Source organism: Marinobacter sp. SS5-14b (genome assembly GCF_030541005.1).
Classification (GTDB): Bacteria; Pseudomonadota; Gammaproteobacteria; order Pseudomonadales; family Oleiphilaceae; genus Marinobacter.
On the sequence record NZ_JASSVM010000001.1, the window covers coordinates 110057 to 130089 of the forward strand.

16 protein-coding genes and 1 tRNA gene are annotated in these 20033 nt (G+C 56.3%); 11 read left to right on the plus strand and 6 right to left on the minus strand.

Annotation, left to right across the window (positions count from 1 at the left end):
• Positions 1-50: 50 nt before the first annotated feature.
• The 3 genes from mutS to QPL95_RS00500 all read right to left on the minus strand — a co-directional run bounded on the left by mutS (position 51) and on the right by QPL95_RS00500 (position 4142).
• Complete coding sequence (mutS, locus tag QPL95_RS00490; RefSeq protein ID WP_303289062.1) at positions 51-2693, minus strand: DNA mismatch repair protein MutS; 2643 nt, start codon at positions 2691-2693, stop codon at positions 51-53.
• Between the two features lie 115 nt (positions 2694-2808).
• Complete coding sequence (locus QPL95_RS00495; protein WP_303289063.1) at positions 2809-3414, minus strand: TIGR04282 family arsenosugar biosynthesis glycosyltransferase; 606 nt, start codon at positions 3412-3414, stop codon at positions 2809-2811.
• A 20-nt stretch (positions 3415-3434) separates the two neighbouring features.
• A complete protein-coding gene (locus QPL95_RS00500) occupies positions 3435-4142 on the minus strand; it encodes a TIGR04283 family arsenosugar biosynthesis glycosyltransferase (RefSeq protein ID WP_303289064.1) in 708 nt (235 codons plus the stop codon).
• Positions 4143-4309: 167 nt separating this feature from the next.
• Here QPL95_RS00500 and QPL95_RS00505 point away from each other — a divergent pair, with 167 nt between their 5' ends.
• From QPL95_RS00505 to QPL95_RS00520, 4 genes are all read left to right on the plus strand, one after another.
• Positions 4310-5422 carry an FAD-dependent oxidoreductase gene (locus QPL95_RS00505; RefSeq protein WP_303289065.1) on the plus strand — a complete coding sequence of 371 codons (1113 nt, stop codon included), beginning with the start codon at positions 4310-4312 and terminating at the stop codon, positions 5420-5422.
• A gap of 36 nt (positions 5423-5458) precedes the next feature.
• Positions 5459-5959 carry a nicotinamide-nucleotide amidase gene (gene pncC, locus QPL95_RS00510; RefSeq protein ID WP_303289066.1) on the plus strand — a complete coding sequence of 167 codons (501 nt, stop codon included), beginning with the start codon at positions 5459-5461 and terminating at the stop codon, positions 5957-5959.
• 165 nt (positions 5960-6124) lie between these two features.
• Complete coding sequence (gene recA / locus QPL95_RS00515) at positions 6125-7168, plus strand: recombinase RecA (protein ID WP_303289067.1); 1044 nt, start codon at positions 6125-6127, stop codon at positions 7166-7168.
• 61 nt (positions 7169-7229) lie between these two features.
• A complete protein-coding gene (locus tag QPL95_RS00520; protein ID WP_303289068.1) occupies positions 7230-7691 on the plus strand; it encodes a flavodoxin family protein in 462 nt (153 codons plus the stop codon).
• Here QPL95_RS00520 and QPL95_RS00525 read toward each other — a convergent pair whose 3' ends face one another.
• Positions 7692-8069, minus strand: coding sequence for a PilZ domain-containing protein (locus QPL95_RS00525; protein WP_303289069.1), 378 nt, complete (start codon positions 8067-8069; stop codon positions 7692-7694). It abuts the gene before it with no gap.
• A gap of 240 nt (positions 8070-8309) precedes the next feature.
• Between QPL95_RS00525 and QPL95_RS00530 the strand changes: the two genes are divergently transcribed.
• Genes QPL95_RS00530 through QPL95_RS00540 form a run of 3 tightly spaced genes read left to right on the plus strand, consistent with a single transcriptional unit; the run spans position 8310 to position 12994 of the window.
• Entirely contained in the window at positions 8310-10718 is a 2409-nt protein-coding gene (locus QPL95_RS00530) for a Lon protease family protein (protein ID WP_303289070.1), read from the plus strand.
• A 38-nt stretch (positions 10719-10756) separates the two neighbouring features.
• Positions 10757-11377: a response regulator FixJ gene (gene fixJ / locus QPL95_RS00535; RefSeq protein ID WP_303289071.1), complete on the plus strand. Its 621-nt coding sequence runs from the start codon at positions 10757-10759 to the stop codon at positions 11375-11377.
• Between the two features lie 51 nt (positions 11378-11428).
• On the plus strand, positions 11429-12994 hold the full coding sequence (locus tag QPL95_RS00540) for a response regulator (protein WP_303289072.1): 1566 nt from the start codon (positions 11429-11431) through the stop codon (positions 12992-12994).
• 13 nt (positions 12995-13007) lie between these two features.
• Here the strand turns inward: QPL95_RS00540 and QPL95_RS00545 are convergent, their stop codons facing one another.
• Positions 13008-13880, minus strand: coding sequence for a MaoC/PaaZ C-terminal domain-containing protein (locus QPL95_RS00545; protein ID WP_303289073.1), 873 nt, complete (start codon positions 13878-13880; stop codon positions 13008-13010).
• Positions 13881-14123: 243 nt separating this feature from the next.
• Between QPL95_RS00545 and QPL95_RS00550 the strand changes: the two genes are divergently transcribed.
• Both QPL95_RS00550 and QPL95_RS00555 read left to right on the plus strand, forming a co-directional pair.
• Positions 14124-15155 (plus strand): AraC family transcriptional regulator, encoded by a 1032-nt coding sequence (locus tag QPL95_RS00550; protein ID WP_303289074.1) that lies wholly within the window; start codon positions 14124-14126, stop codon positions 15153-15155.
• Positions 15156-15277: 122 nt separating this feature from the next.
• A tRNA-Asp gene (locus tag QPL95_RS00555) sits at positions 15278-15354 on the plus strand.
• A 36-nt stretch (positions 15355-15390) separates the two neighbouring features.
• On the opposite strand, the gene QPL95_RS00560 is transcribed toward QPL95_RS00555, so the two are convergent.
• Entirely contained in the window at positions 15391-16434 is a 1044-nt protein-coding gene (locus tag QPL95_RS00560) for an AraC family transcriptional regulator (protein WP_303289075.1), read from the minus strand.
• Positions 16435-16575: 141 nt separating this feature from the next.
• Here QPL95_RS00560 and QPL95_RS00565 point away from each other — a divergent pair, with 141 nt between their 5' ends.
• Positions 16576-18639, plus strand: a complete 2064-nt coding sequence (locus QPL95_RS00565) for an NADPH-dependent 2,4-dienoyl-CoA reductase (RefSeq protein ID WP_303289076.1) — start codon at positions 16576-16578, stop codon at positions 18637-18639.
• A gap of 140 nt (positions 18640-18779) precedes the next feature.
• The gene (locus tag QPL95_RS00570; RefSeq protein WP_303289077.1) at positions 18780-20012 is read left to right on the plus strand and encodes a DNA repair protein; all 1233 of its coding nucleotides are present in this window, start codon (positions 18780-18782) and stop codon (positions 20010-20012) included.
• The last annotated feature ends 21 nt before the right edge of the window (positions 20013-20033 follow it).

Below are 20033 nucleotides of genomic sequence, written 5' to 3' on the forward strand. Positions count from 1 at the left end.
TTGGCCTGCTATAACCTTATTACACAGATCAAGTTTGGCCCAGTTTCCTGTTATTTCTTCAGCAATGCCCGCAGCTCGTAAAGCTGGTTCAGGGCATCCCGGGGTGTCAGGTCGTCAATATCCAGTTGCTGAAGGGCTTCTTCCACTGCGCTTGGCTCTGCCATCGCAAACATATCTCCCTGATAAACCGCTTGCGTGCTGGCCGGTTGCCTGGCGGCTTTGGGGGCGGGTTCCTCGATACGCGCCTGTACCGGAACGGACGGATTGGCTGCGCTTCCTTCCAGGTGGGCAAGCTGCGCCTTCGCGTGGCGGATGACATCCTGGGGCACACCGGCGAGTTTTGCTACCTGAAGACCGTAACTCTGGCTCGCGGGGCCGTCGTGCACGTTGTGCAGGAAGACGATGGAATCGTCGTGTTCGGTGGCGGTCAGGTGAACGTTCACCGCGTGTTCCAGGTCATCGGCCAGTTGGGTCAGTTCGAAATAATGAGTAGCGAACAAGGTGTAGCAGCGAATCTCCTTTGCCAGATGTTCGGCGGTGGCCCAGGCCAGCGACAAGCCGTCAAACGTGCTGGTGCCGCGGCCGACCTCATCCATCAGCACCAGGCTGTGCTCGGTGGCGTTGTGCAGGATATTGGCGGTTTCGGTCATTTCTACCATAAACGTGGAGCGGCCACCGGCAATGTCATCGGACGAACCCATCCGGGTAAAGATCCGGTCCACGGGCCCCAGAACCGCCCGGTTGGCTGGCACAAAGCTGCCGGTGTAGGCCAGCAGGGCAATCAGCGCGGCCTGGCGCATGTAGGTGGACTTACCGCCCATGTTCGGGCCGGTAATCACCAGCATGCGGCGCTTGTTGTCGATCAACAGGTTGTTGGGAACAAACGGCTCGTCCAACAGCTGCTCCACCACCGGGTGGCGGCCTTCTTCCACATCAAAACCGGGTTGCTCGGTAAACTCCGGCGCGGTGAAGCGCAGGCTGGTGGCGCGCTCGGCAAAGTTGCTGAGTACGTCGAGCTCGGCCAGGGCCTGGGCGGCATCCTGCAGCGGTGCAAGTTGTTCGGCGACGGTTTCCAGAACCTCATCGTACAGGCCTTTTTCCCGGGCCAGGGCGCGGCTCTTGGCGCTCAGAGCCTTGTCTTCGAACTCCTTCAGTTCCGGAGTGATGAAGCGCTCGGCGTTTTTCAGGGTCTGGCGGCGGATGTAATCCACCGGTGCCTGGTCTGACTGAGCTCGGCTGATTTCAATGTAATAGCCGTGCACCCGGTTGTAGCCCACTTTCAGGGTGGAAATGCCGGTGCGCTGCCGCTCCCGGGTTTCGACATCCAGCAGGTACTGGCCGGCGTTTTCGCTGATGTTACGCAGCTCGTCCAGCTCTTCATCGAAGCCTTCGGCAATCACACCGCCCTCGCGGATGACCACGGGCGGGTTTTCGATAATGGCCCGGGTCAGCAGGTCTGCCAGGGCCGGGTACTCACTTACGGACTTGGCAAGACTGGCGACGTGAGGCGAGCTCACCGGTTTCAGGGCTTGTTGCAACTCCGGCAGTGTCTCGAAAGCGTCACGCAGGCGTGCCAGATCCCGTGGCCGGGCCGAACGCAGCGCAACTCGGGCCAGAATGCGTTCGATATCGCCGACTCGCTTGAGCAGGTCGTGTACCGGCTCGTAGTGAAAACCATCGAGCAGAGCGGAGACCGCGTGCTGGCGCTGGCGCACAACGTCGACATTCCGCAGCGGCCGGTTGAGCCAGCGGCGCAGTTCCCGGGCGCCCATGGCTGTGGCGGTGCGGTCCATCACCCAGGCCAGGGTGTACTGCTGGCCACCCATCAGGTTGGTGTCGATCTCCAGGTTGCGGCGGCTGGCGGCGTCCAGAATCACTGCATCCTCCCGGCGCTCCCGGGTGAGTTTGCGGATGTGGGGCAAGGCGGTGCGCTGTGTTTCCCGCGCGTACTGCAGCAGACAGCCCGCAGCACAGATGGCCAGATGCAGATCTTCACAGCCAAAACCGGTGAGGTCTTTGACCTGCAGTTGCTGGGTAATCACCCGCCGCGCTGAATCCGCTTCAAACAGCCAGGGGCCTTGCCGGCGCACCCCGGTAAAGCCTTCCAGTACGTCGCCGTAGGGGAAGTCTTCACTGATCAGGATTTCCGCCGGGCGCAGGCGCTGGAGTTCGCCCTGCAAGGCTTCCAGGCTTTCCAGTTCTGCGACGGCAAAGCGGCCACTGGAAATGTCGAGAGAGGCAAAACCAAACTGCTCTTTGTGGCTGTAGATGGCTGCCAGCAGGTTGTCCCGACGGTCCTCCAGGAATGCCTCGTCGCTGAGGGTGCCCGGGGTCACGATGCGCACGACCTTGCGGTCAACCGGCCCTTTGCTGGTGGCGGGGTCGCCAATCTGTTCGGCAATGGCAATGGATTGGCCTGCGCGCACCATTCGGGCAATGTAGCCTTCAGCGGCGTGGAACGGCACACCGGCCATCGGGATCGGGTTGCCACCGGACTGGCCCCGGGCGGTCAGGGTAATGTCGAGCAGCTCGGCCGCTTTTTTGGCGTCGTCGTAGAACAGCTCGTAGAAATCCCCCATGCGGTAAAACACCATCTCGTTGGGGTGCTCTCGCTTGATTCGCAGATATTGTTGCATCATCGGCGTGTGCTGGGATAAATCCGACTGGGCCGGGTGCTTCTCGGATGCCGTCATAGGTCCTCGGTTTCTTTAGGGCCAGGGTTTAAAAGGAGGGGATGTTACCACGAGCCGTTGTGTCCCCGAAGGCTCTTTGAAACCGGAATCTGATGCGCGGGTCTTGCCGTGTTGCTCAAGCCCTGTCAGTGGCAAGCTGCGGATAATATTCGGCCAGTCGGTCGAGGTCTTGCGGCTCGTCTACGTCGCTCAGGCATTCGCTTTCGTAACAAGACCAGTTCAGAGATTCTATCCGTGCTCTGGTTATGTCTACGACCTGCTCGGTGCTCCAGGGAATACTGCTGAACAGGCTTGCATCAAACCGGCGCAGCCCGATCAGGGCATAGCCGCCGTCCATGACCGGACACAGGCAGCAGTCGTGGGTGTGAAGTGACTCGGCCATCGTCCGCAACCGTTGAGCTGACAGGTCCGGGCAATCAGTACCAATGATCAGTACGGGTGTGCCCCGGCTCAAACCCCGGCGGGCTGCCGTCGCCATTCGCTTGCCCAGATCACCCTCAACCTGTGCGGAAAACTCATACTCTCCGGCATGGTCCAGGGTCTGCCAGAACGGGTTGTTCGGGTTGGGGGTGATACAGAGCTCAACCGGGCCGATGTTGGCGCTCAGGGCCTGCTGCAGTGCATGATTCAATAGCCGGTTGGCCAGTGCCGCTGCACCTTCCTCACCCAGGGCCGGAATCAGTCGGGTTTTGGCCTTCCCGGGAGCGGGCTCTTTGGCCATGATGAGTATCCTCACTGGGGTCATCGGTAACGCTCCGCCAGTTGGTTTGCCGGTGTGCCGCGCCAGTAGGCCCAGCGCAGTTGCCACATCAGTGTAATGGTATGCCAGCTGCCGTGGGTGTCCCACCGGCGGCCGGAGGTTGTCGCTTTTTGCTTGAGGCACACCGGGGCGCAGATCTGTTTAAGGCGTTTGCTGATTTCAATATCTTCCATTAATGGCTGCTCGGGATAACCGCCGACCCGGTTATAAAGTTCACGGCTCATGAATATTGCCTGGTCGCCTGTGGCAATGCCGGTGAGTCGGGACCGAATGTTCATCAGAAGAGCAATCAGCGGGAGCAACCGTGAGCAACCTTCAATATGAACATCAAACCGACCCCAGGCCTGGGGCGTGGTTTTGAAGATTGCTTGCAGGTGCTGATCCGCATTCGCCGGTAGCCGCGTATCAGCATGCAGAAACAACAGGTTGGCCGAGGCGCTGGCCTGGGCACCGGCGTTCATCTGGAGGGCCCGGCCGGCGGTGGCCGTGATAACGCGAAAACCGGCGGCTTTTGCGGCTTCCACAGTGGTGTCCGAACTGCCGCCATCAACCAGCACAACCTCAATACCCCTCTGTTGCCAGTGTTGAAGGTGTTTGAGAAGGTCTGGCAGCACCTTCAATTCGTTCAGCACCGGTACAATGATGGCGAGCCCAGTGTTGTTGGCTTGGTGTCTGGAGTGTTCAGTCATCACAAGGTGCCGAAGCGGAATTTGGTCAGATTGCATTGCACTTGTGTGCGGTGCTCCGTAACGTTTGAGTGTTCGGGCGGGCAACGGGAAGTCACACGCCAGCTAGAAGGGTCAGCCTTGAGAATACCTTTGCCAGCACTGTTTAGTCGATTGTCAGCGGAGATTCCATGAAACGACTGGTTTTGATGGGGGCCGGGCATGCACACCTTATCGTGCTACAACATCTTCGGAAAAGCAGGCTGCAGGGCGTAGAGCTGATCGTGGTTACGCCATCAAGATGGCAATACTACTCTGGCATGATTCCGGGCTGGATTGCGGGACATTACGGAATTGAGCAGTGTCGTATCGAAGTTGAGCCACTGGTTACCGCTGCCGGTGGCAAGCTGATGATGGGCAGTGTTGTGGCGGTAATGGCAGATCACAACCAGATTCGTCTGGCAGACGGCCAGATAATGAGCTACGACTTTCTCTCGATCGATGTTGGCGCTAAAACCGATCTGACGAGCTTGACGGGTTATGCCGGGCAGGTCATCAGCATCAAGCCACTGGAGGACTTTCATCAACAGTGGCAGCAGTTCGCGGCATCCGGCAACCTTGCCGAAAAGCGACTGGTGATTATGGGGGGCGGAGCCGCCGGTGTGGAGCTTGCGATGGCCGTAGCCCATGCCGGTCAACAGGCAGTGACAGGCGCTCCGCACATGACCCTGATTACGGGCTCTCAAGGGCTGTTGCCAGATTTCGGCCAATGCATGAGAAGGCTGACGTCCCGACAGTTGGCCCGGTACGGCATTGATGTGGTGGAGCTGCGTGCAACCGGAGCGGGGCAGGTACTGAGCTTGTCTGACGGTCGCTCCTTGGTGGCGGATCTGGTCATGGCGGTGACCGGCTCTGTGCCGTTTTCGTTCCTCTCCGACTGCGGTCTCGAGACGGATGACAGTGGCTTTGTGCTTGTGAATGCCCGTCACCAGAGCACGAGCCATCCGAAGGTATTTGCCGCAGGTGATGTATGTGCTCGAACTGACCAGGCGTTGAGCCGTTCCGGTGTCCATGCAGTCCGTGCAGGTCCGGTGCTGGCTGCAAATCTGATGGCTGCCATGGAGGGCGGCAGCCTTGCCGCCTTCAAGCCGCGCACTCACACGTTGTATCTTATTGCCTGCGGTGACAAAACGGCGACGGGCAGCTACGGACCTTTTGCGGTCGCCGGAAAGTGGGTTTGGGCCTTGAAAGACCGTATTGATCGTGGCTTTGTCAGCGGTTTTCCGCGCCGCCTGGAAAAGTGACGAAAACACAGGACAGACAAAAACCGGAGATAGATCATGCAAGCTTCAGATCGGGCGCTGTGCGAGGCGGGCGAGCAGTTGGGGAAGCTCCTCGAGCAACAAGGGTGGACCATCGCCACAGCCGAAAGCTGCACCGGTGGCTGGGTGGCCAAAGTATTGACTGACCGTGCCGGCTCTTCGGGCTATTTCATGGCTGGGCTTGTCACCTACAGCAATGACGCCAAACAGGCCATTCTGGGGGTGTCGGAACCTATGCTGGCTGAGCACGGCGCGGTCAGTGAGCCCGTTGTCCGGCAGATGGTGGCGGGCGCCGTTCAGGCTGTGGGCTCCCAGTTGGCGGTTGCCGTCAGCGGCATTGCCGGCCCCGGTGGTGGCAGCCAGGAAAAGCCAGTCGGCACAGTCTGGTTTGCGTGGGGCACTGGCCCGAGCAACACCGAAACCCGCGTGCAGTGCTTTGCCGGCGACCGCGACCAGGTGCGACGACAGTCAGTTTTGTATGCGTTGCAAGGGGTTACCGCGTTTCTTGAAAAGCTGTGATCTTTTTCACTCAGACAGGGGTTGGTCTGCGCGAACGCATATGTTTTAATACTGTTCAAATATACAGGAAAACACTGGACGGCCTCCGGTGTGTCCTTTTCGAATCTTACTGCTGTGCGCCAGATTTCGGGGCCAGCAGTTCCGGTAAACAGGGGTAGGGCAACAATGGAAGACAACCGCAAAAAAGCACTCAGTGCAGCACTCGGCCAGATTGAACGCCAGTTTGGCAAAGGTGCCGTAATGAAAATGGGCGATCAGCCCCGCGAAGCCATTCCTGCGGTGTCCACCGGTTCTCTGGGTCTGGATGTAGCACTGGGTATTGGTGGCCTGCCTTATGGCCGGATTGTCGAAATCTACGGCCCGGAAAGCTCCGGTAAAACGACCCTGACCCTGCAGGTCATCGCTGAAGCTCAAAAGCAGGGTAAAACCTGTGCCTTCATCGACGCCGAGCACGCACTTGACCCGATCTACGCCGAGAAACTGGGCGTTAACGTGGACGACCTGTTGGTTTCACAGCCAGACACTGGCGAACAGGCACTGGAAATTGCCGACATGCTGGTGCGTTCCAATGCGGTAGACGTGATCATCGTCGACTCCGTGGCAGCCCTGACACCCAAGGCAGAAATCGAAGGCGAGATGGGCGACAGCCACGTAGGCCTTCAGGCCCGCCTGATGTCCCAGGCGCTGCGTAAGCTGACCGGTAACGTGAAGCACGCCAACTGCCTGATGGTGTTCATCAACCAGATCCGGATGAAGATCGGCGTTATGTTCGGCAGCCCCGAAACCACCACCGGTGGTAACGCTCTGAAATTCTACGCCTCCGTGCGCCTTGATATCCGCCGCATTGGCGCCGTTAAAGACGGCGACGAAGTAACCGGTAACGAAACCCGCGTAAAAGTGGTTAAAAACAAGGTATCTCCGCCGTTCAAACAGGCCGAATTCCAGATCCTGTACGGCAAGGGCATCTACCATATGGCCGAAGTTCTGGACATGGGTGTGAAAGAAGGCTTCGTTGACAAATCCGGTGCCTGGTACGCCTATAACGGTGACAAAATCGGCCAGGGTAAGGCGAACGCCTGCAAATACCTGGAAGAGAATATGGATATGGCGAATGAGATCGAAGCCAAGGTTCGCGACAAGCTGATGCCGAAGCCGGTTAAGAAAGAAGCGGTTGAGGCCGTGGCCGAAGCGAATGGAGAGCTGCTGTAACAGCGAAAGAGAACAGAGAAAGAGAACAGAGAAAGAGAACAGAGAAAGAGGGAGACGTTACATGAAGCGACTGTTAATCGTAGCCCATGCACCGTCTCCGAATACCCTGCGGTTACGGGAGGCCATAGAAAAAGGTGCCCGTAACCCGGATATTGAAGCGGTCGAAGTGGTTGTTAAAGCGCCACTGGACGCCGGCCCTGAAGACGTGCTCGCCTGCGACGCCATCATTCTCGGCACCACCGAAAACCTGGGCTACATGTCTGGCGCCCTCAAAGACTTCTTCGACAGAAGCTACTACCCCTGCCTCGAAAAAACCCAAGGCTTGCCCTTCGCTTATTACATCCGCGCTGGCCACGACGGCACCGGTACCCGTCGGGCCATAGACAGCATCACTACCGGACTCCGCTGGAAGCAAGTGCAGGAGCCGCTGGTCTGTCAAGGCGATTACAAAGAAGAGTTTGAGTCACAATGCCGCGAACTGGGCCTGTATCTGGCTGCCAGCCTGGATGCCGGCTTGATGTGATTAACTGGCAAACCGGTTATAAAAGCCCTCGATGCGGGAAAGCGCATTGTCGACCGACCGGGAATAGCCATTCTTGTCCAGGCAGTAGCTGAACTGCATGCTCACACGAAACCCGGTCTGGTATGGCTCGCAAGCTACAACCCGCGCGCTCACCCTGGATTCACTGATGTACTTACCCTGCATCTCAAGATACAAGCGCACGCCAGCATCCATTGGCCGAGGGCAAAGCACCGCCATGCCATATCGGTTCAGATCCAGACAGGTGACTGCGATTGACGGCTTTCCGCGCCCGAAGAACCCCCGCTCCCGGAGTTGAACTGTCAGGCAGGACGCCGGGAAACGCTCCTTGATTCGGCGATCTGTGGAACCTTTTGTCATTTCATTGACCATCACGCTTGTTGTACTTGTTTGTGCCCGGAATCCGTCCGGACCTGAAAGTGTAGTAATAGGCGGCCTGCCTGAAAAACGACCAAGCGGGTTTTTGTGACAGGGTTGGCAAAGAAGGGGTGCTCAGGCCTGATCGGATAAAACAGGAAGTGGTACGCGACAGCCTGAAGCTCAAACACTACAATGGCAGGTTCAGTTATCACCAGAAACCGACCTCGACGGGAACCCAACTTGAAGTCATTGCCACTGCATCAGCTCTACAAAGCCTGTGTTCTGAAAGACCTGCCATTCAAGACGACCCGGCAACTTGAGCCTCTGGCTGAAATTGTTGGCCAGAATCGTGCTCAGGAGGCGGTGCGATTTGCCTTGGCCATGCCTCACGGCGGTTACAACGTCTACGCAGTTGGCCGCAACGGGCTGGGCAAGCGCACCATGATGCTTCGTTACCTGGAGCATCATGTTGACACCGAGCAGCAAAGCCACGATTGGTGTTATGTCGCCAATTTTGAAGAGCCCCGGAATCCGACACTGCTGAAACTCCCGGCGGGCATGGGCACGCAGTTAAAGCAGGACATGGAAAAACTGATGTCCCGGCTGGTGAAGATGATTCCCCAGACCTTCGAGGGTGACAGTTTTCTTGAGCGTGCTGAGCGTCTCAAGAGTGACTACGTGAAAATGCAGGAAGACGAGCTGGAGAAGGTGGCCGCTCAGGCGAGGCGCAAAAAGGTCAGCCTGACCGTTACCACGCCGGGCGGCTACCGGCTGGTTGCGATGAACGGTGACGAACCCCACACCGCTGAGAGCTTCCAGGCGCTGACCGATGCGCAGCGGGACAAGTTTGAGGAGGTCATCAACAAGCTTGAGAAAAAACTGCGGCAGGTGCTTCGAAAGCTGGCGGACTGGGAGCTGGAGTATGCCGAGAAGCAACAGGCACTCAACCAGGAAACCCTTGAAGGCATTTCCGGTCATCAGGTTGACGAGCTGGTCGAGAAATACCAGAAGTTACCGGATGTGGTGGCGTATCTGGAGGCCGTTCGCAAAGACCTTGCAGAGAATCTCGATATTTTTCTGGATGACGATGAAGAGCAGGCCGCCATTGCTTACGCTTCCCTGGATAAGAAGGCGCCGCGTCGGTATCTGGTAAACGTTCTGGTGCATCAGGGCACCAATGAAGTCCCGGTGATTGTGGAGGACAACCCCACTTATCATAATCTGTTTGGTTATGTGGAAAATGTGACTTACAAAGGCACCGTTTTCACAGACTTCTCCCTTATCCGCCCTGGCAGCCTGCACAAGGCTAATGGCGGTTACCTGCTGATGGATGCCATCAAGGTGCTTGAGCAGCCGTTCGTATGGGATGGGCTGAAGCGGGCGTTAAGGTCCCATGTTATCCAGATCAATTCCCTGGAACGTGAACTGACGTTGTCCGGCACCATTTCCATTGAGCCGGAAGCTGTCCCTCTGGATGTGAAGATTGTGCTGTTCGGTGACCGGGAAACCTGGATGTTGTTGCAGGAGTACGATCCTGAGTTTGCCGAGTTGTTCAGGGTGACGGCGGACTTCGAAAATGAGATGTATCGCAGCACCGAAAGCCAGCTGATGTACTCGAAGTTCATTGCCAGTCTGGTGGTGGAAAAGAAGCTGCTTCACTGCAATAACAAAGGGGTGGCGCGAATCATTGAACACAGTGCCCGTATGGCCGACCATCAGGACAGGCTGTCACTGCACGCGGCTGATATCGCCAATTTGCTCCGTGAATCTGATTTCTGGGCTCGCCAGGCCGGAGCAAGATTGATCACTGAGGTGCATGTGGAGCGAGCGCTGGAGAGTGCCCGGTACCGGGACAGCCGTATTCGTGACCATTTCTACGATTCCATTCGGGATGGTACAACTCTGGTGACGACGACAGGCAGTTGCGTAGGCCAGGTCAATGCGCTATCGGTATTGTCTACCGGGGGCTTCGAGTTTGGTATGTCCAACCGGGTAACCGCCACCTGTTACTACGGTGATGGGGCGGTTATCGATATCGAGCGGGATGTGAAGCTCGGCGGCAATATTCACTCCAAGGGTGTCATGATCCTGAGCTCCTGGTTGGCGTCGCATTTCGCAATCAATGATCCTATGCATCTGTCGGCCAGCCTTACCTTTGAGCAAAATTACGGGGAGGTTGATGGCGACAGTGCCTCGCTGGCGGAGCTGGTTGCGTTGATTTCATCGCTGTCTGGTATACCTGTGAGGCAGGATCTGGCCATTACCGGTTCGGTAAACCAGTTCGGAGAGGTTCAACCGATTGGCGGTGTTAATGAGAAAGTCGAAGGCTTTTTCTCAACCTGTGAGCTTAAAAGTGGCCTTACGGGAACCCAGGGTGTGATCATTCCCCAGACCAATGTCCAGAACCTGATGCTTGATAGCGAAGTGGTTCAGGCCGCAAGGGCCGGCAAGTTTTTCGTCTATCCGGTTGCCCGTGTGGAAGAGGCTATTACACTGTTGTTGGGTAAACCTGCCGGCAAGGCCGATGATAAAGGCAGGTACCCTAAGCAGAGTGTTTTTGGCATTATCCAGCAACGGCTTGAAAAAATGCGCGAACATGAGCGGCAGGAGCATGCCCGGGACGATCAAAAAGATCCGTCCATTCACTGATCGGCCCTAAAATAAAACGGACAGGAGAGTGCACATCCATGACTGATATCCAGCAGACCGTATACGTGGTAGAGGACGATGAAGCTGTCCGCGATTCACTGGAGTTGTTGCTGAAATCGGATAGCAAGCCGGTGAAAACCTACGAAAATGCAGGCGCATTTCTGAGAGAGTACTCAGACAAGATGGCAGGTTGCATTGTGTTGGATATTCGGATGCCGGGCATGGACGGTATGGAGCTTCAGAAGAAGCTCAATGAAAAGCACTCCATCCTGCCGATTATTTTTGTGACCGGTCACGGCGATGTACCTATGGCAGTTGATGCCATGAAAGAAGGCGCGGTGGATTTTATTCAGAAGCCCTACCGTGAAGAAGCTCTGCTCGAAAAGATAGAAGCTGCGCTGGAACAGGATAAGGAACAGCGCAAATCCCTGGACGAAAAACAGGAAATTATTCGCAGGGTGAAGAGCCTGACGCCTCGCGAGCGAGAAATCATGGACAGGATGATCGCGGGCCAGGCCAATAAGGTGATTGCCATCGAGCTAGAGATAAGCCAAAGGACTGTTGAAATCCACCGTTCCCGTGTTATGCACAAGATGGGCACCCACTCCCTTGCACACCTGGTGCGCATGGTGCTGTCCGTAAAGGACCTTATCGACTGAGCCGACTGGTGTGTTCATCATGCCAGAACGTTTATAACCGGCTACGTTGCTATGACTGAAGTTGTCAGTGAGAACTCAGAGGTCACGGTTCTGTTGGTGGATGACAATCCGCAGAACCTGAAAGTCCTCTACGAGACCCTGAAAGACAAAGGCTACCGACTGCTTATCGCCAACGAAGGTGAAAAAGCACTGGATCTTGCCCACCGCCATCGCCCCGAAGTCATTCTGCTGGATATCATGATGCCGGAGATGGATGGCTATGAGGTGTGCGAGCGCCTGAAGGCCGACCCGGACACCGCGGATTGCGCCGTCGTGTTCCTTTCAGCACTGGATGACTTGCAGGCCAAGGTGAAGGGCTTTTCCCTGGGCGGCGCTGATTATATTTCCAAGCCTTTCCAGTCTCAGGAAGTGATTGCCAGGGTGAAAACCCACGCCAGTGTGATCAGGCTGGAGCGGGAGCTGCAGGCACGAAATCGCGAGCTCCAGAGTGATCAGGCGCGCATTCTCAACTCGATCAGCGAGGGCATCTACGGCCTGGACGAGAACGGCATCATTGAGTTTGCCAACCCGGCATCGGCTCTGATTATGGGCTGTACTGCCGAAGAGCTGATTGGAAAAAGCTTCTTTGATCTTCATTTTGCGACAGCGGCCGCCTGCAAAGACAGCCTGCCGGTGATGGCGACCTGTCAGCAGGGTGTGGCGGAAAATCAGCGCGACATTCAAATGCTCAGGGCAGACGGCACCGGTTTTTCAGCGGAATATCGCGCTACGCCCAAGCTCGACGATGGTGAATTGCACGGTGCTGTTGTCGTGTTCAGGGACATTACGGTAGAGCTCGAGAATGAGCAGGCGCTGGACGAGGCAAGGACATTGGTTCAGGAGCAGCGCGATCAGCTGGCCCATACCTCAAGGCTCACCACCATGGGTGAAATGGCGGCCGGTTTTGCCCATGAGGTTAACCAGCCGCTGACGGCTATTTCAAACTATGCCCGGGTTTCCAAGCGCATGATGGCCAAAGACGCGCCGGATCTTGCTCTGCTGCGGGAAACCATGGACAAGATTGAAGCCCAGTCTCACCGGGCCAGCGAAATCATTCGCCGTATTCGCCGTTTCATGAAGAAACCGGCAACCGGAAAAGAGGTGTTGTCGGTTCCGGGGTTGCTGGACGATACCCGACAGTTCGCCGAAGTCGATATGCGCAACAATGAAGGCGGTATCGAGGTTCAGGTTGAAGGCGATCTGCCCGATGTTCAAGGCGATCCCATTCAGGTGCAGCAAGTCACCCTCAACCTGATTCGCAATGCGTTGGAGGCCACCCGCACCGCAGGTTCATCCGCACCGGTTGAGGTGAGTGCACGACGTTGTGGCGATCATTGTGTTCGGGTTCAGGTACGTGATCACGGTGTCGGTGTACCTGAAGAGGCCGAGGAAAAATTGTTCCATCCTTTTTACACCACCAAAGATGACGGCATGGGCATTGGCCTGGCCACCTGCCGTTCGCTGATTCAGGCGCAGGGTGGGGAAATTGGCTATGAGCGCCCCGAAGATGGCGGCGCCTGTTTTTACTTCACTCTGCCCATAGCGGGGGTTGAAGGTGAGCTCTGCACGGCTCCGTAACCTCAGCTTTCGCTTAAAGCCAGTCGATGCGCCCGTTCAGGTGCGGTGCGCTGCCACTGGCATTGAGTAGCTGGTAGTCCCACCCGTTTTCATTCTCCTGCCAGTTGAGCTGCGCCTTTCCCGGCAATAACAGTGGCTTTTTGAACTGGCAGCTCATGGTAAAAGCGCCGCCTTGCCAATGACTCTGTTGCTCCAGCAGCGCCAGGATTCGGGCTTTACTCCACATGCCGTGTGCGATTGCTCTCGGAAACCCGAACGCCTTGGCGCTCAGCGCGTGCATGTGGATGGGGTTGCGGTCTCCGGAAACCTTTGCGTACCGGCGCCCGATGTCTTCCGGAGCGGTAATCAGTTCCGTGAAAGGGAAGCTCTCCAACTCAGGCGGTGCTGACTTTGGTGTACCGGCTTTCTGAGTGGCCATGCGAAACAGGTTGGTGCTGGTTTCCTCCCAGACCCGTTTTCCTGCAGATCGGGCTTCGGTGATCAGATCAAATTCGATGCCCCGGTTTGTCATCTGCTGGTTGGCCAGGGTCGCCCGGATATCCAGATTCTCCCCCGATCCTATCGCCCGGTGCTGGGTGATGCTGTTGCGCAGGTGCACAAGCCCCAGTAACGGCAGCGGAAAACGTTTGTCGGTCAGGAGCTTCAGGTGCAGCGGAAAGGCGAGGATATGGGGCCAGGTGGCCGGGAGTTTGGAGCCGGCTTCAAAGCCGCACACCTGCAGGTATTGTGGCAGCGCTTTGGTGTTCGTGGACATGCCAACGAGCTCTGCCTGTAAATCCGGTATTCGGGTGTTTTCTCCCGCCTTTTGCTGTTTTGGTAACAGGGCTCGTCCGAAGAGCGGCAGTAATGAGGGTGGGGCGCTGTGGTAAATGAAGGGCTCTGACATCTCTACTGTCTCCGTTACAGGACTTAAAGCCGGAAAATTTATCGCATCCGTTGAACCGTTACCGGTTTTTCTCAGATTCTGGTACAACTGTGCGTCTGTGGCCTGATATGCTCTAATATACGACTAAGGTTGTGGTTGCCCGGAAGTCTGTCAAACCCAGTCCCATCGGGCATTGACCTGGCCAACTGCGGGCTCTGTCCGGCGGGTCAAAGTAGTAACCAATAAATAAAAAAGCGGGATACTATGCAGGAATTACGTGATGCGGGTGTGATGTTGCGCCTGATTTATGAAGCGATGAAAAAGAAAGGTATCGACACCGATGCTATTTTTAGTCGCCTTGGCGTTGATGAAAGTTACGTATTCACCGACCAGCTCCGAACTCCCCACAACGCCCAGCTCTATTTCTGGCAAGTTGTTGAAGATGTTTCCGGTGATCCGGATGTCGGCCTCCATCTTGGCACTCTGCTGCCGGCCTACAAGGGGCAGGTGCTGGAGTATCTTTTTCTCAGTAGTCCCACTTTTGGAGAGGGCCTTCGCCGTGCGCAGAACTATCAGCGCCTGCTGAGCGATGCTGCCAAGACCGACTTCCTGATTGAAGGCGATGAAGCCTGCATGGTTCTCGATACGGCCTCAGATGAAGTGCGCAGGCTACGGCATTTCAACGAGTGTTTTGTTCAGGGTCTTATCACCTTTTTTAAATCCATTACTGATGGCAACTTCTACCCGTCGCGCATCGAATTTGAGCACGACTGCAACCGAAGTGAGGCGCACGTAAAGGAAGTCCTCGGTTGTGAGGTGGTCTTCGGGGCCGAAGAAAACCGTCTGTATTTTCCTGCAGAAATGTTATCCCACGCATCACCCCATGCCGAGCCTGAGTTGCTGGCATTGCACGAGCGGTTTGCCAGTGAACAAGTTGCGCGGCTCGAGAAGAAAGACATTGTAGGGCAGGTTGAGCGTATCGTGGCCGAACTGTTGGACAGTGGTGAGGTGACGTTGGATGCGGTAGCGGAGCGCCTTGGAATCAAGCCCAGAACCCTGAGAACCCGTTTGACGGAAGCAGAAACCAGCTTCAACCAGGTGTTGGCGGACTTCCGTTACAGGCTCGCCAGGCAGTTGTTGGCAACGACCGACGAATCCATTGATGAAATTGTGTATCTGACCGGTTTTTCAGAACCCAGCACGTTCTACCGTGCGTTTAAGCGTTGGTCGAACATGACGCCCATTGAATACCGAAAAACCGCGCAAGGCAAAGATGCCATGGTTGATGCGATGTAATGGGTGGTGTGCTGAAAAGTATGAAAAAAAGTTTGGCAAAATCGTTGACATAAGTGGGGGGCTCTTTATAATGCGCCCTCGTTGTCACCGAGCAATCAAAGCATTGTTCAGACAACCCGCGCGGAGCGGTAGTTCAGTTGGTTAGAATACCGGCCTGTCACGCCGGGGGTCGCGGGTTCGAGTCCCGTCCGCTCCGCCATTTTCTCCCCCCCCCCCTTATTTCTCAGTTTTTAGCTTAATTCCCTTGTTTTGATTTTTTCCGGCTTTCGCCCGGACTGACCCCATGCCAGCGTTGGTAGGCTTTGTAAAAAGCCGGTGGATTAGCAAATCCCAGCAGCCAGGCAATCTCAGACAAAGATGCATCCGTTTCCCGAAGATAATCCCTCGCCAGTTGTTTCCTGGTGTCGTCCAGCAACTGCCGAAACCCGGTCCCTTCGCTGGCCAGTTGCCGCTGCAGGGTCCACGGCGTAGTGCCCAGTTTTGCGGCCAGCGTTTCCAGTGTCGGTGTTTCGCCTCTCAGCAGTGGCGTCATCAGGTAGCGCACCCGGTCAGCCACACTCCAGCCTTTGCGTATCTGGGCCAATTCCTGCTCGCACCAGCCGGTCAGTTTTTCATGCATGCCTTGGTGAGCCTGCGAGGGCGTTTGCCGCCACACGCTTTCTTTCAGTCGTATGGCATTCTCCGGCGCACCAAACTCTACCGGGCACCGGAACCAGCTTTCAAAAACTTCGTCCAGCCCGATAGAGGGGTACTCGATGCGAACCCGCTCCAGCACGTCGTACCGACCGGTTATATGTCGAATCAGCTGGGTCCAGGCGGCCAGAATGGAATCCACCACGAAGTAGTTGTAGAGATTGTAGGGCTGGATCGAGTAGAAGCGAGCTGAACGCTGCTCCGCATTCAGGCTGGGCTCTCCCCTGGAGTTCTGGCTTGTCAGCACGGAATAGCGGCTCAGCGTCGCCATTGCCTGCCCGACCGTTTCAGCGGTTTCGGCCGCCATCCCGGCAATGCCGGCATCAATCGGCCGGGTAAGAGCGCCCATGCGCAGGCCAAGGGCCGGGTTTCCGGTCTGAGTGATCGCCGCATGGCCGAGGCGCATGAACCTCGGAATACTGATCCTGGCTTCCGGTGACGCCAGGGCTTGATCGCTAAGACGGAACTGGGACTTGAGCCTGTGCGTATCGCCGCCTTCGGCTTCTGTGGCTCGCAACAATACCTGAACGTAAAGCAGGCTGATGTTGCCGAGGGCGTTGCGGTTATGGTGAGGATTTTTGGTCATGGCGTTATTATCAATGTTATCTAAAGATAATTAAATGTTGTTTGGGGATATTGTTGCATTGGGTGATGCTGGTTAGTGTAGGCGTCATAACAACGGGAGCCATGATTTGCCCGTCCCGATAATACGATGAGGAGATCACCAATGACTGCAACAGCTGGCACCAGCAAGTACCCGCACCTGCTTGAACCTCTGGACCTGGGTTTTACGTCCTTGCGCAACCGCACTCTGATGGGGTCTATGCATACAGGCCTGGAAGAGGTAAAGAACGGTTTTGAGCGCCTGGCTGCCTTTTATGCGGAGCGGGCTCGTGGTGGCGTTGGTCTCATTGTGACGGGCGGTATCGGCCCCAATAGTGAAGGCGCTGTTTTTCAGCACGCGGCCAAGATGAGTACCGAAGAAGAGTCCGACAAGCATAAGGTGATCACTCAGGCGGTGCATGAGTCAGGCGGCAAAATCTGCATGCAGATTCTCCATGCTGGTCGTTATGCCTATTCTCCGGAACTGGTGGCGCCCTCAGCCATTCAGGCACCGATCAACCCGTTCAAGCCAAAAGAGCTCGACGAAGCGGGCATTCAGAAGCAGATTGACGACTATGTGAACTGTGCCGCGCTGGCCCAAAGAGCCGGATACGATGGCGTAGAGATCATGGGTTCTGAAGGCTACTTTATTAACCAGTTTATTGTGTCCCACACCAACCATCGAACCGACCGATGGGGCGGTAGTTACGAGAACCGGATTCGTCTGGCTCTGGAAATCGTGCGGGGCGTGCGCGAGCGTGTTGGTGAAAACTTCATCATCGTGTACCGGTTGTCGATGCTTGATCTGATCGAAGACGGCAGCACCTGGGAAGAAGTGGTGCATCTTGCCAAGGAAATTGAAAAGGCCGGTGCCACCATCATTAACACCGGCATTGGCTGGCATGAAGCTCGTGTGCCAACCATTGCGACATCGGTACCTCGTGGCGCCTTCTCCAAGGTAACCGCGCGCCTGAAGGGCGAAGTCAGCATTCCGCTGGTGACCACCAACCGAATTAATATGCCCGATGTGGCCGAGAAAATTCTCGCCGAAGGCGATGCCGATATGGTGTCCATGGCGCGGCCCTTTCTGGCAGATGCAGACCTGGTGCTCAAGGCGGCGGAAGATCGGGCTGATGAGATCAACACCTGCATCGGCTGTAACCAGGCCTGCCTGGATCATACCTTCAGCGGTAAGCTGACCACCTGCCTGGTGAACCCTCGTGCCTGTAATGAAACCCAGTTGGCCTATGTGAAGACGGGAACACCGAAATCTGTCGCAGTTGTCGGTGCCGGTCCGGCCGGCCTGGCCTTTGCTTCGGTTGCCGCCGAGCGCGGTCACAAGGTCACGGTGTTTGATGATGCCAGTGAGATTGGCGGGCAGTTCAATGTGGCGAAACGCATACCGGGCAAGGAAGAATTCTACGAAACCCTGCGTTATTTCCGTGTCATGCTCGATAAACACGGTGTGGATGTGCGCCTCAACACGCGCGTATCAGTAGAGGACTTGAAAGCCGGCGGCTTTGATGAGGTAGTGCTTGCCACCGGAGTTAAGCCCCGTACTCCTGATATTGAAGGTATCGACCATCCGATGGTGATTGGCTACCTCGATGCATTGCTCAAGCGTAAGCCGGTGGGACAGAAAGTGGCCGTGATTGGAGCGGGTGGTATCGGCTTTGATGTATCCGAATTTATCGTGCATGAAGGTGAGTCGCCATCCCTGAGCACCGAGCATTTCATGAAAGAGTGGGGTGTTGATCTGACGGTTCAGCATCGGGGCGGTATTCAGGGTATGACGCCGGAAGTGCCGGCGCCGGCCCGTGAGGTTTACCTGCTGCAGCGGAAAGCATCAAAGGTTGGCAAAAATCTGGGTAAAACCACGGGTTGGATTCACCGTACCTCGCTTAAAAACCGGGATGTGCAGATGGTGCCGGGTGTGACCTACCGCAAGATTGATGACGAGGGCCTGCACATCACGGTTACTCCAAAGGGTGCCGAGCACGGTGTGGACAAGCTGTTGCCGGTTGATACGATCATTGTGTGTGCCGGGCAGGAACCGCTGCGAGAGCTGCAAGCAGGGCTTGAAGCGGCCGGTCTGCCAGTGCATCTGATCGGCGGTGCCGACGTGGCTGCCGAGCTGGATGCCAAGCGTGCGATTGATCAGGGCAGTCGTCTGGCAGCAGAAATCTGACCTGATCACAAAACGTTGCAGTTTTTCTCTGTGTTTCGGGGCGTGTCTGACTAGACTATGTTCGGATGGGGTTCGATTTGGAACCTGAATGCGATCACAAGCGTCTTCCGATGGGATTCCCGAAGCACGGAGAAGGTTTAATGGTTAATGCCAGCCAGGCTGCTGACGTCCACTCGGCAGTGTTTTTTATGGACGGCGCACAGGTTGCCCGCCAGATGCGTTTGTCAGAATTCGGCGCCTTTCTGGATGGCTATGTCGGCCTTTCGGACCTTGCCGAAACGGACGTTCGCGCTGTTCTGGTCAACCTGAACCCTGACCTGACTGTCGCCTCCCTGGTTTTCTTCCGCATATGGTTCGACGAAGAAGGTCGCGCCGACAGCAACTGGAATATTCCCATTGAAGCTTTGGCCGAAAAAGGCGCCAAAGGCCCTGATATGGGTGGTGGCCCGATCCGGTTGGTGTGCCGAAGCCAGTGCCCTGACTCCAGGCTCGCCGAGGAACTTTGGGACCCGGATATGACGCCGGGCAGTAATCACTTTCAAACGATTCGTAAAACGGTGGACGCCAATGCCTTGCGGTTTCGCAAAGCAGAGCCAGTGGAAGAGAACATCCCGGTTCTAACCCCGGCCGCACCTCTTGAAAGCCAGGTAGATGGGAGCAGAGAGCGGGCCCGAATGGCGCAGTTGCTTCGGGAGCACCGGCTCAGGATTAAAACCCTTCAGAGTGTTCAGCGAGATTCCCTTGCCGATCTTCAGCGGGAGCATCGACACGCCATGCAGGCAATGCGGGGCGAAATGGCCGATCTCGAGCAAAAGCATGAGCGCCTTCGTCTGACCAATGAGCAGCTGAAGCGTAGGCTTTCGGAGCGTAACGAACAGTACCTTTCAATGCAGGAAAGCATGGTCGAAGGTGATGCTGAACCTGGTAAAGGTTCAAGTTCGGACGCTGAAAGGGTGTTACTGCAGGAACAGCTGGAAAGAAAGCAGCGAGAACTGGAGCTCCGGGATGAAAAAATTGTCGCACTAGAGCAGGAAAACTACGAGCTCAAACATCGGGAGCCCCCGGAAGACTCCCTTTTGCATCACTTGCGCAGCCAGACGGTCTTTCTGGTGGCTTACCATCATGGCGTCGGGCACATCACTCTGCCGTATGAGGATATCGAAACCTACTTCCGGAACCCACTGGCCTATGCCGCGGAGCGCTGTGGCATGAATGAGCCGGCCTACAAAGAGTGGCTTGCCCATTATGAAAACCCGCTTTGCAATCATAAGGATGATGCAGGCAGTGTCTGTGGGGAGCCGATCATGCGGGTTACCCAACCGGCCGAATTCCAGTCCGGAGTGGACGACCGCTGTGATGTTCACAAAGCCTGAAGCTTTAACTTTTTTCAGTAT

Bases quoted from the DNA above. Each gene is read 5' to 3' on its own strand.
- QPL95_RS00565 (WP_303289076.1), top strand. From the start codon at position 16,576: ATGACTGCAACAGCTGGCACCAGCAAGTACCCGCACCTGCTTGAACCT.
- recA (WP_303289067.1), top strand. From the start codon at position 6,125: ATGGAAGACAACCGCAAAAAAGCACTCAGTGCAGCACTCGGCCAGATT.
- mutS (WP_303289062.1), bottom strand. From the start codon at position 2,693: ATGACGGCATCCGAGAAGCACCCGGCCCAGTCGGATTTATCCCAGCAC.
- QPL95_RS00545 (WP_303289073.1), bottom strand. From the start codon at position 13,880: ATGTCAGAGCCCTTCATTTACCACAGCGCCCCACCCTCATTACTGCCG.
- QPL95_RS00495 (WP_303289063.1), bottom strand. From the start codon at position 3,414: ATGGCCAAAGAGCCCGCTCCCGGGAAGGCCAAAACCCGACTGATTCCG.
- QPL95_RS00550 (WP_303289074.1), top strand. From the start codon at position 14,124: ATGCAGGAATTACGTGATGCGGGTGTGATGTTGCGCCTGATTTATGAA.
- QPL95_RS00500 (WP_303289064.1), bottom strand. From the start codon at position 4,142: ATGACTGAACACTCCAGACACCAAGCCAACAACACTGGGCTCGCCATC.
- QPL95_RS00520 (WP_303289068.1), top strand. From the start codon at position 7,230: ATGAAGCGACTGTTAATCGTAGCCCATGCACCGTCTCCGAATACCCTG.
- QPL95_RS00540 (WP_303289072.1), top strand. From the start codon at position 11,429: ATGACTGAAGTTGTCAGTGAGAACTCAGAGGTCACGGTTCTGTTGGTG.
- pncC (WP_303289066.1), top strand. From the start codon at position 5,459: ATGCAAGCTTCAGATCGGGCGCTGTGCGAGGCGGGCGAGCAGTTGGGG.
- QPL95_RS00505 (WP_303289065.1), top strand. From the start codon at position 4,310: ATGAAACGACTGGTTTTGATGGGGGCCGGGCATGCACACCTTATCGTG.
- fixJ (WP_303289071.1), top strand. From the start codon at position 10,757: ATGACTGATATCCAGCAGACCGTATACGTGGTAGAGGACGATGAAGCT.
- QPL95_RS00525 (WP_303289069.1), bottom strand. From the start codon at position 8,069: ATGACAAAAGGTTCCACAGATCGCCGAATCAAGGAGCGTTTCCCGGCG.
- QPL95_RS00570 (WP_303289077.1), top strand. From the start codon at position 18,780: ATGGTTAATGCCAGCCAGGCTGCTGACGTCCACTCGGCAGTGTTTTTT.
- QPL95_RS00560 (WP_303289075.1), bottom strand. From the start codon at position 16,434: ATGACCAAAAATCCTCACCATAACCGCAACGCCCTCGGCAACATCAGC.